Annotated in this window: 13 protein-coding genes; all 13 read left to right on the forward strand. The window is 63.4% G+C overall.

Annotated features, from left to right (window positions below):
* Positions 1-21: 21 nt before the first annotated feature.
* Complete coding sequence (locus H597_RS0127280; RefSeq protein WP_028104912.1) at positions 22-147, forward strand: entericidin A/B family lipoprotein; 126 nt, start codon at positions 22-24, stop codon at positions 145-147.
* Between the two features lie 54 nt (positions 148-201).
* A complete protein-coding gene (gene leuD, locus H597_RS0127285) occupies positions 202-849 on the forward strand; it encodes a 3-isopropylmalate dehydratase small subunit (protein WP_028104913.1) in 648 nt (215 codons plus the stop codon).
* Positions 850-863: 14 nt separating this feature from the next.
* A complete protein-coding gene (gene leuB / locus H597_RS0127290; protein ID WP_028104914.1) occupies positions 864-1,931 on the forward strand; it encodes a 3-isopropylmalate dehydrogenase in 1,068 nt (355 codons plus the stop codon).
* Positions 1,932-2,019: 88 nt separating this feature from the next.
* Positions 2,020-3,147 (forward strand): aspartate-semialdehyde dehydrogenase, encoded by a 1,128-nt coding sequence (gene asd, locus H597_RS0127295; protein WP_083941316.1) that lies wholly within the window; start codon positions 2,020-2,022, stop codon positions 3,145-3,147.
* A gap of 249 nt (positions 3,148-3,396) precedes the next feature.
* Positions 3,397-6,330, forward strand: a complete 2,934-nt coding sequence (locus H597_RS0127300) for a motility hub landmark protein FimV (RefSeq protein WP_028104916.1) — start codon at positions 3,397-3,399, stop codon at positions 6,328-6,330.
* 77 nt (positions 6,331-6,407) lie between these two features.
* A complete protein-coding gene (gene truA, locus H597_RS0127305) occupies positions 6,408-7,211 on the forward strand; it encodes a tRNA pseudouridine(38-40) synthase TruA (RefSeq protein WP_028104917.1) in 804 nt (267 codons plus the stop codon).
* An 11-nt stretch (positions 7,212-7,222) separates the two neighbouring features.
* Positions 7,223-7,915 (forward strand): phosphoribosylanthranilate isomerase, encoded by a 693-nt coding sequence (locus H597_RS0127310; RefSeq protein ID WP_028104918.1) that lies wholly within the window; start codon positions 7,223-7,225, stop codon positions 7,913-7,915.
* A complete protein-coding gene (gene trpB, locus H597_RS0127315) occupies positions 7,899-9,140 on the forward strand; it encodes a tryptophan synthase subunit beta (RefSeq protein ID WP_028104919.1) in 1,242 nt (413 codons plus the stop codon). The genes H597_RS0127310 and trpB overlap by 17 nt, the downstream gene beginning before the upstream one ends.
* A gap of 182 nt (positions 9,141-9,322) precedes the next feature.
* A complete protein-coding gene (gene trpA, locus H597_RS0127320) occupies positions 9,323-10,126 on the forward strand; it encodes a tryptophan synthase subunit alpha (protein ID WP_028104920.1) in 804 nt (267 codons plus the stop codon).
* An 89-nt stretch (positions 10,127-10,215) separates the two neighbouring features.
* On the forward strand, positions 10,216-11,088 hold the full coding sequence (accD, locus tag H597_RS0127325; protein ID WP_028104921.1) for an acetyl-CoA carboxylase, carboxyltransferase subunit beta: 873 nt from the start codon (positions 10,216-10,218) through the stop codon (positions 11,086-11,088).
* Positions 11,089-11,154: 66 nt separating this feature from the next.
* A complete protein-coding gene (gene folC / locus H597_RS0127330; protein WP_028104922.1) occupies positions 11,155-12,444 on the forward strand; it encodes a bifunctional tetrahydrofolate synthase/dihydrofolate synthase in 1,290 nt (429 codons plus the stop codon).
* Between the two features lie 11 nt (positions 12,445-12,455).
* Complete coding sequence (locus H597_RS0127335) at positions 12,456-13,427, forward strand: SPOR domain-containing protein (RefSeq protein WP_028104923.1); 972 nt, start codon at positions 12,456-12,458, stop codon at positions 13,425-13,427.
* A 24-nt stretch (positions 13,428-13,451) separates the two neighbouring features.
* Complete coding sequence (locus tag H597_RS0127340; RefSeq protein WP_028104924.1) at positions 13,452-13,940, forward strand: CvpA family protein; 489 nt, start codon at positions 13,452-13,454, stop codon at positions 13,938-13,940.
* The last annotated feature ends 1 nt before the right edge of the window (position 13,941 follow it).

Raw genomic sequence — 13,941 nt, forward strand, 5'->3', positions numbered from 1 at the left:
TTCACCGCCAGAGCAGACATCATGAAAAAGCTATTCGCCATCGCCCTCGCCATTTCCGCCATCGCCCTGACCGGCTGCAATACCGTTGCGGGCTTCGGCAAGGACATCCAGAAAGTCGGCCAGAAAATGGAAGGCGCTGGCAAATAAACCACCGCAGAACGGCGGGCCGTGACGGTCCGCCGTCGCCACCCTTTGAGAATCATGGAAAAATTCACCGTCTATGAAGGCTTAGTTGCACCGCTTGACCGCGCCAATGTCGATACCGACGCGATCATTCCGAAACAGTTCCTGAAGTCGATCCACCGTACCGGCTTCGGCCCCAATCTGTTCGACGAATGGCGCTATCTGGACCACGGCGAACCGGGCATGGACAACAGCAAGCGTCCGCTCAACCCGGATTTCGTGCTGAACCAGCAGCGCTACCAGGGCGCCTCGATTCTGTTGACGCGCAAGAACTTCGGCTGCGGTTCCTCGCGCGAGCACGCGCCGTGGGCGCTCGACCAGTACGGCTTCCGCGCCATCCTGGCGCCGAGCTTTGCCGACATCTTCTTCAACAATTGCTTCAAGAACGGCCTGCTGCCGGTCGTTCTGACCGAAGCGCAGATCGATCATCTGTTCAATGAAGTCAAGGCCTTCCCGGGTTACCGCCTGGTGGTGGACCTTGCGCAGCAGCGCGTCGGCACCAGCAACGGCGCCGTCTCCTATCCCTTCGAGATCGACGCCTTCCGCAAGTTCTGTCTGATGAATGGCCTCGACGACATCGGCCTGACCCTGCGCCACGCCGACGAAATCAAGGCATTCGAAGCGCGCCGCCTGGCGAACCAGCCCTGGCTGGCCAACGTTATCTAACAGAAGATCGAACAATGAAAATCGCAATCCTGCCGGGCGATGGCATCGGCCCGGAAATCGTCGAGCAGGCCGTCAAGGTCCTGCATGCACTCGACGAGAAATTTGAAATGGAAACCGCGCCGGTGGGCGGCGCCGGCTACGAGGCCAAGGGCCATCCGCTGCCGGAGGACACCCTGGCGCTGGCCAAGGCGGCCGACGCCATCCTGTTCGGCGCCGTGGGCGACTGGAAGTACGATACGCTGGAGCGCCCGCTGCGCCCGGAGCAGGCCATCCTCGGCCTGCGCAAGCACCTGGGCCTGTTCGGCAACCTGCGCCCCGCCATCCTCTACCCTGAGCTGGCCGGCGCCTCGACGCTGAAGCCGGAAGTGGTGTCGGGCCTGGACATCCTGATCGTGCGCGAACTGACCGGCGACATCTACTTCGGCCAGCCGCGCGGCGTGCGCGAATGCCCGGACGGCCCGTTCAAGGGCCAGCGCGAAGGCTTCGACACCATGCGCTATGCGGAAGGCGAAATCCGCCGCATCGCCCACGTGGCGTTCCAGGCGGCGCAAAAGCGCGGCAAGCGCCTGACCTCGGTCGACAAGGCGAACGTGCTGGAAACCTTCCAGTTCTGGAAAGACATCGTCACCGACGTGCACCGGGACTACCCGGACGTGGCGCTGGACCATATGTATGTCGACAACGCCGCCATGCAACTGGTGCGGGCGCCGAAGAAATTCGACGTCATCGTCACCGGCAATATGTTCGGCGACATCCTGTCCGATGCGGCGGCCATGCTGACCGGTTCCATCGGCATGCTGCCGTCGGCTTCGCTGGACGCCAACAACAAGGGCCTGTACGAACCCTCGCACGGTTCGGCTCCCGATATCGCGGGCAAGGGGATCGCCAACCCGCTGGCCACGATCCTGTCGGCGGCCATGATGCTGCGCTATTCGCTGGACCGCGCGCAGCAGGCCGACCGTATCGAAAGCGCGGTCAAGAAGGTCTTGGCGCAGGGGCTGCGCACGCCGGACATTTACGAAGCGGGCACGACCAAGGTTGGCACGTCGCAGATGGGCGATGCCGTGGTGGCGGCGCTCTGAAACCGGCAAGTCGGTGCTTGACCCTGCGGGTCGGGCACCGGTTTACCGGTTTAGAATTGAATAGATTTCACACCCAAAGGAAAGCAAAATGAAACTCGTAGGTCTGGTTGGTTGGCGCGGTATGGTCGGTTCGGTCCTGATGCAGCGCATGCAGGAAGAGGGCGACTTTGCCCATATCGAGCCGGTATTCTTCTCCACTTCGAACACCGGCGGCGCTGCGCCGAAGATGGCGAAGAACGAGACGACCCTGAAGGACGCCACCAACATCGACGAACTGAAACGCTGCGAGATCATCATCTCCTGCCAGGGCGGCGACTACACCACCGAGGTATTCCCGAAGCTGCGCGCGGCCGGCTGGAACGGCTACTGGATCGACGCGGCGTCGACCCTGCGCATGGACAAGGACGCCGTGATCGTGCTCGATCCGGTCAACCTGAACGTGATCAAGGACGCCATGGCCAAGGGCGTGAAGAACTTCATCGGCGGTAACTGCACCGTGTCCTGCATGCTGATGGGCCTGGGCGGCCTGTTCAAGCAGGACCTGGTGGAGTGGATGACCTCCATGACCTACCAGGCGGCCTCCGGCGGCGGCGCGCAGCATATGCGCGAGCTGCTGACCCAGTACGGCACCATCAACGCCTCCGTCAAGCACCTGCTGGACAACCCGGCCTCGGCCATCCTGGAAATCGACAAGCAGGTGCTGGCCACCCAGCACGGCATGTCGGCCGAGGAGACCAAGCAGTTCGGCGTGCCGCTGGGCGGCAACCTGATCCCGTGGATCGACAAGGACCTGGGCAATGGGCAGTCGAAGGAAGAGTGGAAGGGCGGCGCCGAGACCAACAAGATCCTGGGCCGCGGCGCAGGCTTCGCTGCCGCGCCGATCCATGTCGACGGCCTGTGCGTGCGCATCGGCGCGATGCGCTGCCACAGCCAGGCGCTGACCATCAAGCTGCGCAAGGACGTGCCGCTGGACGAGATCAACGACATCATCGCCCAGGACAACCAGTGGGTGAAGCTGGTGCCGAACACCCGCGAAGCGTCGGTCAAGGACCTGACCCCGGCGGCCGTCACCGGCAGTCTGGCCATCCCGGTCGGCCGCGTGCGCAAAATGGCGATGGGCGGCGACTACCTGTCCGCCTTCACCGTGGGCGACCAGCTGCTGTGGGGGGCGGCCGAGCCGCTGCGCCGCATGCTGCGCATCGTTCTGGATAAATAAATGTTATTACCGAGATAATAACTGCTGAATAATAAACAAGTTAAACAGTATTTTCTAAAGGCCGGATTTCAAAGGAAATTCGGCTTTTTTCTTTGAATCACAAAATATTTTCGGCACGAACGAAACAGAATGCTGGCCATGAGGGGGTGATTAGTGGGAGAATGCTTGCATGCTTCCAAGCATGATGTTATGTTGAGACCTCTGGAAAAGTAACTTTCTTTCCACGTTAACCATTTTTCGTCGCTCACTATGCCTGTTCAAAAACCTTCCAAGGTCGCTTCGTTCGCGTTGAAAACACTGACCGCTGCAGTGCTCAGCGGCGCCGTGCTCGTACCTACTACCGTCAACGCAGCTGGTCTTGGCAAGCTCACCGTGCTCTCCTCCCTGGGGCAGCCGCTGCGCGCCGAAATCGAATTGACCGCCGTTTCCTCTGAGGAAGCGTCCGAACTGGTGGCCAAGCTGGCCTCGCCGGATGCTTTCCGCGCCGCCAATATCGAATTCAACTCGGCCCTGCTCGGCCTGCGCTTCGAAGTCGAAGCCCGTGGCTCACGCCAATTCATCCGTATCACGTCCGGCCAGCCGATCAACGAACCTTTCGTTGATATGCTGCTCGAACTTACCTGGACCAATGGTCGCCTGGTACGGGAATACACCTTCCTGCTTGATCCAGCCGACCTGCGGACAGCCCGTTCGCCGCAAGTGGCGGCGCCGGTGCAGGCCAAGGGGGCACGCAATGCGCCGGCAGCTGCCGCGCCAAGCGCCACCCCGAGCGCCACGCCAAGTGCCGCATCAGCAGCGCCGTCCGCACCAGCCCAGGCGCCAGCGCCAGCCGCATCGCGCGCCGCTGCCGGCACCGATGCCGGCGCCGGCGACAGCTACCAGGTCAAGAAAGGCGATACGCTCGGGCGTATCGCCGGCCGCCTGAAGCCGGCCGAAGTCTCGCTGGACATGATGCTGGCGGCGCTGTACCGCGCCAACCCGGACTCCTTCAACGGTGGCAATATGAACCGCCTGAAGTCCGGCACCATCCTGACCGTGCCTGACGCGAACACCGTCAAGGGCAGCAGCCAGAGCGAGGCCCATGGCCTGGTCGTGGCGCATGCCGCCGACTTCAATGCCTACCGTTCCAAGCTGGCGGGCCAGGTGGCTGCGGCCACCCCGGCCAAGGAAGCGGAAGCCCAGCAAAGCCACACCGGCAAGATCACAGCCAAGGTGCAAGAGCGTCCGACCGCCGTCAGCGAGTCGAAAGACCAGCTGAAGCTGTCCAAGGCGGGCGACACGGCCACCAAGGCCGGCAAAACCGGCGCCATGGAAGAGAAGATCGCCAAGGACCGTCAGATGGCCGACGCCAGCGCCCGTGTGAAGGAGCTGGAAAAGAACGTCAATAGCCTCGAGAAGTTGGTGGAGGTGAAGAACAAGGCTGCCGCCAGCGCCCAGGCCAAGGCAAGCGCCGCGGCGTCGGCTCCGGCAGCAATCTTGTCCGCACCGTCGGCCCCTGCACCTGCGCCTGCCCCAGTCGCCGCGGCGCCAGCCCCGGCCCCGGCTCCAGTTCCCGCTCCAGCCGCTTCGGCGCCTGCCGCACCGGAAGCCGCCGCGCCGGCAGCTGCCGCACCAGTGGCCCCGGCGCCTGAACCGGAAAAGCCAGTCAAGCCAAAGCGCAGCCCAGTGGCCCCGGCGCCAGCGCCTGCCAGCCCAAGCCTGGTCGACACGCTGATGGAAAACATCCAGCTGATCGGCGTTGGCATTGCAGCGCTGCTGGCCGGTGCCGCCGTGGTGGTGATGCGCCGCCGCAAGGCTGCCGAAGAAGAGTCGTCGATGATGAACACGGAATCGGGCAGCGTGATGGGCGATCCAGGCACGACCGCGCATTCCCTGTTCGCGGAAACCGGCGGCCAGAGCGTGGACACCAGCAACAGCGTGTTCAACTCGAACTTCGCGCCGTCGGCCAGCCAGCTCGACACCAATGAAGTCGATCCGGTCGCGGAAGCCGACGTGTACATCGCCTACGGCCGCGACGCCCAGGCGGAAGAGATCCTGAAGGAAGCGCTGCGCGTTCACCCTGAACGCCACCCAGTGCGCCTGAAGCTGCTGGAAATCTACGCCGGCCGCAAGGACGCGCGCGCCTTTGAAACCCAGGCCAGCGAGCTGTATTCGATGACCAAGGGCCAGGGCGACGAGTGGGCGCAAGCCGCCGCGCTGGGCGCCGGCATCGATGCCGACAATCCACTGTACGTGAATGCTGCGCAGGCGAAAGCTGCTGCAGGCCTGGGTGCAGCCGCCGCCGGCGCTGCCGCCCCTTTCGCAGCGAGCGAGTCGAATGAGCTCAACGACTTCGCTGCGATGTTTGCCGAGCCAGTAGCTGCTGCCCCGGCCAAGGCCGGTGGCCTGGACATGGACCTGAGCGCTGACGCTTCGCCAGCCGCTGCGGAATCCAGCCTGATGGACTTCGATCTCGACCGCGATGCCGGCTCGCTGCCGTCGCTGGCCGAGGAATCGAAGGCCGCGCCCAAAGCTGCTGAGAGCAATACCCTGGACTTCGACCTTGGTGGCCTGAGCTTCGATGAACCGGCGCCGTCTGGCGGGGCCGCGGTCGAACTGGCACCGGCACCGGTTGCTGCTGCGGAAGAAGTGCACGACCTGTCCTTCGACCTGGGCCTGGATACGCCAGTCAGGGCGGAAGCCGTGCCAGCCGCGCCAGCCCATGACGCCATGGCCGATATCGGCATGGACTTCGGCCTGGATCTGCCGAGCGAAGCCAAAGCGGCCGCAGCGGCGCCTGCCGCCGATCCGCTGGCTGAACTCGACAGCATGGACTTCTCGCTGCCATCCGGCGGCGCGGCGGCTCCTGCTGTAGCGCACGTCGAAGCGGCGCCGTTGTCGGCCGCCGACTTCTCGCTGGATCTGCCGAGCGAGCCAGTGGCCGCTGCCGCGGCACCGGCGGACTTCGACCTGTCCGGCATCAATCTCGACCTCGGCGGCGCGGGCCAGGCAACTGCCGCACCGAAGAACGAAGACGAGATGTCTGCTCTGCACATGGAAATGGACACCAAGCTGGACCTGGCGGTGGCATACCAGGAAATCGGCGACAAGGAAGGCGCCCGCGAGCTGCTGGATGAAGTGATCCGCGGCGGCAGCGACGACCAGGTCTCGCGCGCCAGCGCCATGCGTGCCCAACTCGGCTGAGCCTCAGCTGTCCGGCTAGGTAGCAAATAGCCGTATAATGCCCGGTCACAGATCAATCTGACCGGGCATTTTTTATTTTGAAACGCATCGCATTAGGAGTTCAGTACAACGGCGCCGACTGGCTTGGCTACCAGGTCCAGCCGCACGGCCAGACCGTGCAGAACAGGCTGGAGGACGCCATTGAGCGCTTTGCCTGCGCCCGGCTGGCCACCACCTGCGCCGGCCGCACCGACGCCGGTGTGCACGCCTTGAACCAGGTGGTGCACTTCGACACCGATCTGGATCGCGCAGAACACGCCTGGGTGCGCGGCATCAACGCCTTCCTGCCCGAATCGATCGGCGTGCGCTGGGCGCGCTACCTGCCCGCGGCGCCGACGCCGGAACAGGAATTCCATGCCCGTTTCAGTGCCCGTTCCCGTACCTACCACTACCTGCTGTACAACCAACAAGTGCGTTCGCCCCTGCTGGCGGGCCGCGCCGGATTCACCCACTGGAAGCTGGACGTGGAGCGCATGCGCGAAGCGGTCAAGCCCCTGATCGGGACCCACGATTTCACCGCCTTCCGCGCCTCGATGTGCCAGGCCAAGACGCCGGTCAAGGAGATGCACTGCATCGAGATCGAGCGCCACGGCGACATGATCCTGTTCACGCTGCGCGCCAACGCCTTCCTGCACCATATGGTGCGCAACCTGGTCGGTTCGCTGGTCTACGTCGGCCAGGGGCGCGAGAACACGGACTGGATGGGCGAGCTGCTGGCAGGGCGGGACCGCACCAAGTCGGCGCCCACCTTCATGCCCGACGGCCTGTACCTGTCCCGCATCGAATACGACGAAAAATGGGGCTTGCCTTACGAAGAGCCCTGCATCCTCCCAGCCTTTTAAGGAAACCGGCAATGCCACGCACCCGCATCAAGATCTGCGGCCTGACCCGCGAAGAAGACGTCCAGGCCGCCGTGGCGGCGGGCGCCGACGCGGTGGGCTTCGTGTTCTACGAGAAGAGCCCGCGCTACGTCGCCCCGCAGCGCGCCGCCGAACTGATTGCGCTGCTGCCGCCGTTTGTGACCCCGGTCGGCCTGTTCGTCAACCACACGGCGGAGCAGGTGGCCGCCACCGTGGCGGTGGCGCCGGTATCGCTGCTGCAATTCCATGGCGATGAAAGCGCCGCAGAGTGCGCCGCCGCGGCGCGCGCCGCGGGCCGGGCCTATGTGCGGGTATTCCGTGTCAAACCCGACACAAGCGGCGCCGAGCTGCTAGAATATGAGCGACTTTGCCGCGCATCCAGCAGCTTGTTCTCGGGCCTCCTGCTCGATACCTTCGTGGATGCCTATGGCGGCGCAGGAAAGGTTTTCGATTGGTCTCTAATCCCAAAAGATCTCGCGCATCGGGCCGTTTTGAGTGGTGGCTTGAGCGTGCAAAATGTGACTGGCGCAGTGGCCAGCGTTCGCCCTTACGCGGTTGACGTCTCAAGTGGCGTCGAGCGCGCCAAGGGCATCAAAGATGCTCGCCTGATCGCGGAGTTCATTCGCGGCGCGCGGGCAGCAGATGCCACTTTTGAGAAAGATCCGCACCATGAAAACCCCGCTTGATGCGCCACCAGCGCAGCTGTTCCACGCCTCGTCCTACCACCTGCCCGACGCCACCGGCCATTTCGGCCCGTATGGCGGTTCCTTTGTTGCCGAAACCCTGAGCTACGCGCTGGCCGAGCTGCGCGAAGCCTATGCCCGCTACAGCAAGGATGAACTCTTCCTGGAAGAGTTCCGCTATGAGTTGAAGCACTTCGTCGGCCGTCCGTCGCCCGTGTACCACGCCAAGCGCTGGTCGGAGCAACTGGGCGGCGCGCAGATCTACTTCAAGCGCGAAGACCTGAACCACACCGGCGCCCACAAGATCAACAATGTGATCGGCCAGGCCTTGCTGGCCAAGCGCATGGGCAAGCCGCGCATCATCGCCGAGACCGGCGCCGGCCAGCACGGCGTCGCCACCGCCACCATTTGCGCGCGCTTCGGCCTGGAGTGCGTGGTCTACATGGGCAGCGAGGACGTCAAGCGCCAGGCGCAGAACGTGTACCGCATGAAGCTGCTGGGCGCCACCGTGGTGCCGGTGGAATCGGGCTCCAAGACCCTGAAGGATGCGCTGAACGAGGCGATGCGCGACTGGGTCACCAATATTGAAAACACTTTCTACATTATCGGCACGGTGGCCGGGCCGCACCCTTACCCGATGATGGTGCGCGATTTCCAGTCCGTGATCGGCGAGGAGTGCCTGCAGCAGATGCCCGAGATGACCGGGCGCCAGCCGGATTATGTGGTGGCCTGTATTGGTGGCGGTTCGAATGCCATGGGGATTTTCTATCCTTATATCGACCAGGCGGCGACGGCGCTGGTGGGCGTCGAGGCGGCGGGCGAGGGGCTCGGCACGGGCAAGCATGCGGCGTCGCTGACGGCCGGCTATCCGGGTGTGTTGCATGGCAACCGCACTTACCTGCTGCAGGACGAGGGCGGGCAGATCATTGAGACGCATTCAGTCTCGGCGGGATTGGATTATCCAGGGGTGGGGCCGGAGCATTCTTATCTGAAGGATGCGGGGCGCGCAGAATACGTGTCGATTGCCGACGACGAGGCGCTGCAGGCTTTCCATGATTGCTGCCATATCGAGGGGATCATTCCTGCGCTCGAGAGTTCGCATGCGCTGGCGTATGCGGCCAAGCTGGCGGCGACCTTGCCGAAGAATAAGATCATTCTGGCCAATCTGTCGGGGCGCGGGGATAAGGATATGCATACTGTCGCGCAGCGCGCAGGACTGCAGTTCTAAAACCGGTAATCCAGGGTCAGACCCAAGGGTCAGACCCTGTCAGATCATCCGCCGCGAGTTTGGTTTGGGGCTTTTGACTTTCGTCGAAGATCAAGGCGCACATCCCTGCACGCGGCCGCCGCGTACCGGGGTCAGACCCTTGGGTCTGACCCCGCCTTACCGGTTTGAAAAAGGAAAGCAAAATGACTCGTATCGCACAAACCTTCGCCGCTCTGAAAGCGCAAAACAAAAAAGCCCTGGTCACCTTCATCACCGCCGGCGACCCGGAACCGGGCCTCACCGTAAGCTTGATGCACGCCCTGGTGGAAGGCGGGGCCGACATCCTGGAACTGGGCATCCCATTCTCCGACCCCATGGCGGAGGGCCCTGTCATCCAGCGCGCCTGCGAACGCGCGCTGGCGAAGGGTGTCGGCATCCGCCACTGCTTCGACTTCGTACGCGAATTCCGCAAGACCAACAGCAGCACGCCGGTGGTCCTGATGGGCTACGCCAACCCGATCGAACGCCTGGGCGCCGACGCCTACATCGACGCCAGCCGCGCCGCCGGCGCCGACGGCGCCATCGTGGTCGATTATCCGCCGGAGGAGTGCGAGGCGTTCGCCGCCAAGATGCGCGCCGCGGGGCAGGACCTGATCTTCCTGCTGGCTCCCACCTCGACCGAAGAGCGGGTGCAGCAGGTGGCGCGCGTGGGCAGCGGTTTCACATACTATGTGTCCCTGAAAGGCGTGACCGGCGCCGGCCATATCGACACGGAAGACGTGGCGCGCCGCCTGGACATGATACGCAAGCACGTGCAGCTGCCGCTGGGCGTCGGTTTCGGCATCCGCGACGGGGAAACCGCCCGCGCGGTGGCCGCCGTGGCCGATGCGGTGGTGATCGGCAGCCGCATCATCCAGGAAATCGAGTCGGCCGGGCCAGAAAACGCTGTAAAATCAGTACGATCGTTCGTTTCCGGCATTCGCCACGCACTTGACGCAAAGCATTAATCCGAGAGCAAGATTCTGCCTGTTTTGTTCGACAGGGCAGGCAGAACCGGCTACACTTCCGGCCTAAGTTAGTGCAAGAGGAGAAATTTATGAGCTGGTTGGAAAAATTGCTGCCACCGCGCATCCAGCGCTCGGACGCTGCCGCTCGCAAGACAATGCCTGAAGGCCTGTGGGTCAAGTGCCCATCCTGCGAGGCTGTGCTGTACCGTACCGACCTCGAGTCGAACCTGCATGTCTGCCCCAAGTGCGACCATCACATGCGTATCCGCGCCCGCGAGCGCCTGGACGCGCTGCTGGACGCCGGCGGCCGTTATGAAATCGGCCAGGAGACCCTGCCGGTCGACACGCTGAAGTTCAAGGATAGCAAGAAATACCCGGATCGCCTGAAGCAGGCGATGGAAGCCACCGGCGAAACCGATGCCCTGATCGCGATGGGCGGCTCGATCATGAGCCTGCCGGTTGTCGTGGCGTGCTTCGAATTCGAATTCATGGGCGGCTCCATGGGTTCCGTGGTGGGCGAACGTTTCGCCCGCGCGGCCCAGGTGGCGCTGGAACAGAAGGTGCCGTTCATCTGCGTGACCGCCACCGGCGGCGCACGTATGCAGGAAGGCCTGCTGTCGCTGATGCAGATGGCGAAAACCACCGCCATGCTGACCAAGCTGGCCGAGAAGAAGCTGCCGTTCATCTCGGTGCTGACCGACCCGACCATGGGCGGCGTGTCCGCCTCGTTCGCCTTCATGGGCGACGTGGTGATGGCCGAGCCGAAGGCGCTGATCGGCTTCGCCGGCCCGCGCGTGATCGAAAACACCGTGCGTGAAAAGCTGCCGGAAGGCTTCCAGCGTTCCGAGTTCCTGCTGACCAAGGGCGCGATCGACATGATCGTCGACCGCCGCCAGATGCGCGAAGAAATCGCCCGCCTGCTGGCCCTGATGCAGAACCAGGCCGTGGAAGTGCTGGCCTAAGCTTTACGTTTCACCCGGCGCGCGCAGCCTCCTGCGCTGCGCGCCCGAACTCCCTCCCTGGCGATAATGTCCAATCTCCCGAATACCCTCCCCGAATGGCTTGCGCTGATCGAGTCGCGCCATGCCGAAACCGTCATCAACATGGGCCTGGACCGCGTGCGCGCCGTCAAGGAACGCATGGCATTGCAGTTCAAGTGCCCGGTCATCATGGTGGCCGGCACCAACGGCAAGGGCTCGACCTGCGCCATGCTGGAATCGATCCTGATGCAAGGCGGTTACCGCGTCGGCCTGTACATCAAGCCCCACTTCCTGCATTTCAACGAGCGCGCGCGCCTGAACGGCGATATGGCGAGCGGCGAGCAGCTGGTGGACAGCTTCAATTTCGTGGAGCGCTCGCGCGGCGATATTTCGCTGACTTATTTTGAATTCACCACGCTGGCCATCATGCACCTGATGTCGCAGGCGGCGCTCGACGTGGTTATCCTCGAAGTGGGCCTGGGCGGCCGCCTGGATGCGGTCAATGTGATCGACGCCGACGTGTCGATCGTGACCAGCGTCGATATCGACCACGTCGACTACCTGGGCGGTACGCGCGAGCAGATCGGCTTTGAGAAGGCTGGTATCTTCCGCACCGGAAAAGCGGCCATCTGCAGCGATCCGGTGCCGCCGCAGGCCCTGATCGATCACGCCACGGAAATCGGCGCCGACCTGTGGCTGATGGGGCGCGATTTCAATTATGCCGGTGACAAGCAGCAATGGAATTACGGCGGACGTTCGCAGCGCCGCAATTCGCTGGCCTACCCGGGCCTGCGCGGCGCCAACCAGCTGCTCAATGCCTGCGCGGCGCTGGCGGCCCTGGAAGCGCTGAAGATGGAACTGCCGGTCGGCGCCCAGGAAGTGCGCACCGGCCTGGTGATGGTGGAGCTGCCGGGCCGCTTCCAGGTGCTGCCGGGCCGCCCGACTGTCATCTACGACGTCGCGCACAACCCGCACGCCGCCGCCGCGCTGGCGCAGAACGTGGGCAATATGGGCTTCAGCCCGTACACCTTCGCGGTGTTCGGCTCCATGCACGACAAGGATATCGACGGCGTGATCCAGGCCATGGCGCCCAATGTCGACCATTGGTGCCTGACCAACCTGCCGTCGCCGCGCGCAGCGACGGCGTCGGAACTGGCGGCCAAAGTGCAGGCAATTGAGCCTAAAATGGATGAGAAAACCGTTAATATTTTCGATGATCCAGGCCAGGCATTCGCAAATGCGATCAGCCGTGCGGGCGAGAATGATAGAATTGTGGTCTTTGGATCATTCCTGACCGTCGCCGGCGTCATGGCGGCGAAAAAATCCTCACTCCACTGAGAAAATCACGCATGGGCTTGTTATCGAAATTTGGCAAAGACAAGCAAGATGCTGCTGGTGATGACAGCGGCTATTACCGCGCACAGGACGACCGGGCTTTGAACGACAAGGCCCGCTCCAAGCGCGCATCCAGTGCTGGCGCCGACGCGGCGCCGCGCCGCAATGGCGGCAAAAATGCAGCTGATCCCGTATTGCCAGAGAAGAAGCGCGCCCGCCGGCGCCTGGTCGGCGCCATTGCGCTGGCGCTGGCCGTTGCCATCGGCCTGCCGATGCTGCTCGATTCCGAGCCAAAATCGTCGGTATCCGACATCGCCATCAATATGCCGTCCAAGGACAAGCCGGGCGAACCGCTGAATGGCGGGCCGGTGCCGGCACCGATGCCGGCGATCGAGCAGCCCGCCGCTGGCAAGCCTTCCGCCTCGGCCCAGTCTTCACGCACGGTGGCCCCAGTCGCTGCGGCGGGCGCCTCGCTGGACAAGGGCGAAGAAATTGTCCACGTGCCGGCCAAGCCGGCCGTGACCGAGCCGGCAAAGCCGCCCAAAGCGGCCGATGTCAAAGCGACCGACCTGAAAGTCGCGAAGGCCGAAGTGAAGCATCCGGAAACCAAGCCCGAACCGAAGAAGCCGGAAACCAAGCCTGACACCAAGCCTGACATCAAGCCTGACACTAAGCCGGAAGCCAAGCCCAGCCATAACGACGATGCGCGCGCCATGGCTATCCTGGAAGGCAAGCCCACCGAAGCGGCGCCCGCAGCCGCCAAGTATGTGATCAAGGTCGGCGCCTTCGCTGCCAAAGACAAAGTGGACGAGTTGCAGCGCAAGCTGAACGAAGCCGGCATCAAGTCCTATGCGCAAAAGGTCAACACCGCCAACGGCGAATTGACCAGCGTGCGAGTCGGCCCGTTCCCGAACAAGGACGAAGCTGAAAAGGTCAAAGCCAAGCTGGGCAAACTGGGCCTGACTGGCAGCCTGACTCCAGCCTGACCGATGATTTGAGGCTGCGCTGACGTGACGATTTTCGATTACCTGGTTATCTTCGTGCTGGTCTCTTCCGTCATCATCAGTACCCTGCGTGGCCTGGTCAAAGAGGTATTGTCCCTGGCCGGCTGGATTGTCGCTTTCGTCGTCGCCAACGCTTACGGCCCGTGGCTGGCCGCCATGCTGCCGAGCGCCCTGCCGGGCGAGGTGGTACGCCTGATCGTTGCTTTCATTGCATTATTTATCGGTGTGCGCATCCTCATGGCCCTGCTGACCATGGCGATCGATGCGCTGATCACTGCCGGCGGCCTGTCGCTGGCCGACCGTGGCCTGGGAGGCGTGTTTGGCCTCGGCCGGGGTATCGTGATCGTGCTGGCCGGCGTCATATTGTGCGGGATGACGTCCATCCCCAAACAGGATTTCTGGAAAAACGCGCTGTTGAGTCCCATGGCGGAATCCAGTGTGCGAACGGTGAAACCGATGCTGCCCGATGCGATGGCGCAGCATGTCCATTTTTAGA

The sequence above is a fragment of the Pseudoduganella violaceinigra DSM 15887 genome, from assembly GCF_000425385.1.
Classification (GTDB): Bacteria; Pseudomonadota; Gammaproteobacteria; order Burkholderiales; family Burkholderiaceae_D; genus Rugamonas; species Rugamonas violaceinigra.

Excerpts from the sequence above, each read along its gene's own strand:
- H597_RS0127280 (WP_028104912.1), top strand. The coding sequence starts at position 22 with ATGAAAAAGCTATTCGCCATCGCCCTCGCCATTTCCGCCATCGCCCTG.
- leuD (WP_028104913.1), top strand. The coding sequence starts at position 202 with ATGGAAAAATTCACCGTCTATGAAGGCTTAGTTGCACCGCTTGACCGC.
- leuB (WP_028104914.1), top strand. The coding sequence starts at position 864 with ATGAAAATCGCAATCCTGCCGGGCGATGGCATCGGCCCGGAAATCGTC.
- asd (WP_083941316.1), top strand. The coding sequence starts at position 2,020 with ATGAAACTCGTAGGTCTGGTTGGTTGGCGCGGTATGGTCGGTTCGGTC.
- H597_RS0127300 (WP_028104916.1), top strand. The coding sequence starts at position 3,397 with ATGCCTGTTCAAAAACCTTCCAAGGTCGCTTCGTTCGCGTTGAAAACA.
- H597_RS0127310 (WP_028104918.1), top strand. The coding sequence starts at position 7,223 with ATGCCACGCACCCGCATCAAGATCTGCGGCCTGACCCGCGAAGAAGAC.
- trpB (WP_028104919.1), top strand. The coding sequence starts at position 7,899 with ATGAAAACCCCGCTTGATGCGCCACCAGCGCAGCTGTTCCACGCCTCG.
- trpA (WP_028104920.1), top strand. The coding sequence starts at position 9,323 with ATGACTCGTATCGCACAAACCTTCGCCGCTCTGAAAGCGCAAAACAAA.
- accD (WP_028104921.1), top strand. The coding sequence starts at position 10,216 with ATGAGCTGGTTGGAAAAATTGCTGCCACCGCGCATCCAGCGCTCGGAC.
- folC (WP_028104922.1), top strand. The coding sequence starts at position 11,155 with ATGTCCAATCTCCCGAATACCCTCCCCGAATGGCTTGCGCTGATCGAG.
- H597_RS0127335 (WP_028104923.1), top strand. The coding sequence starts at position 12,456 with ATGGGCTTGTTATCGAAATTTGGCAAAGACAAGCAAGATGCTGCTGGT.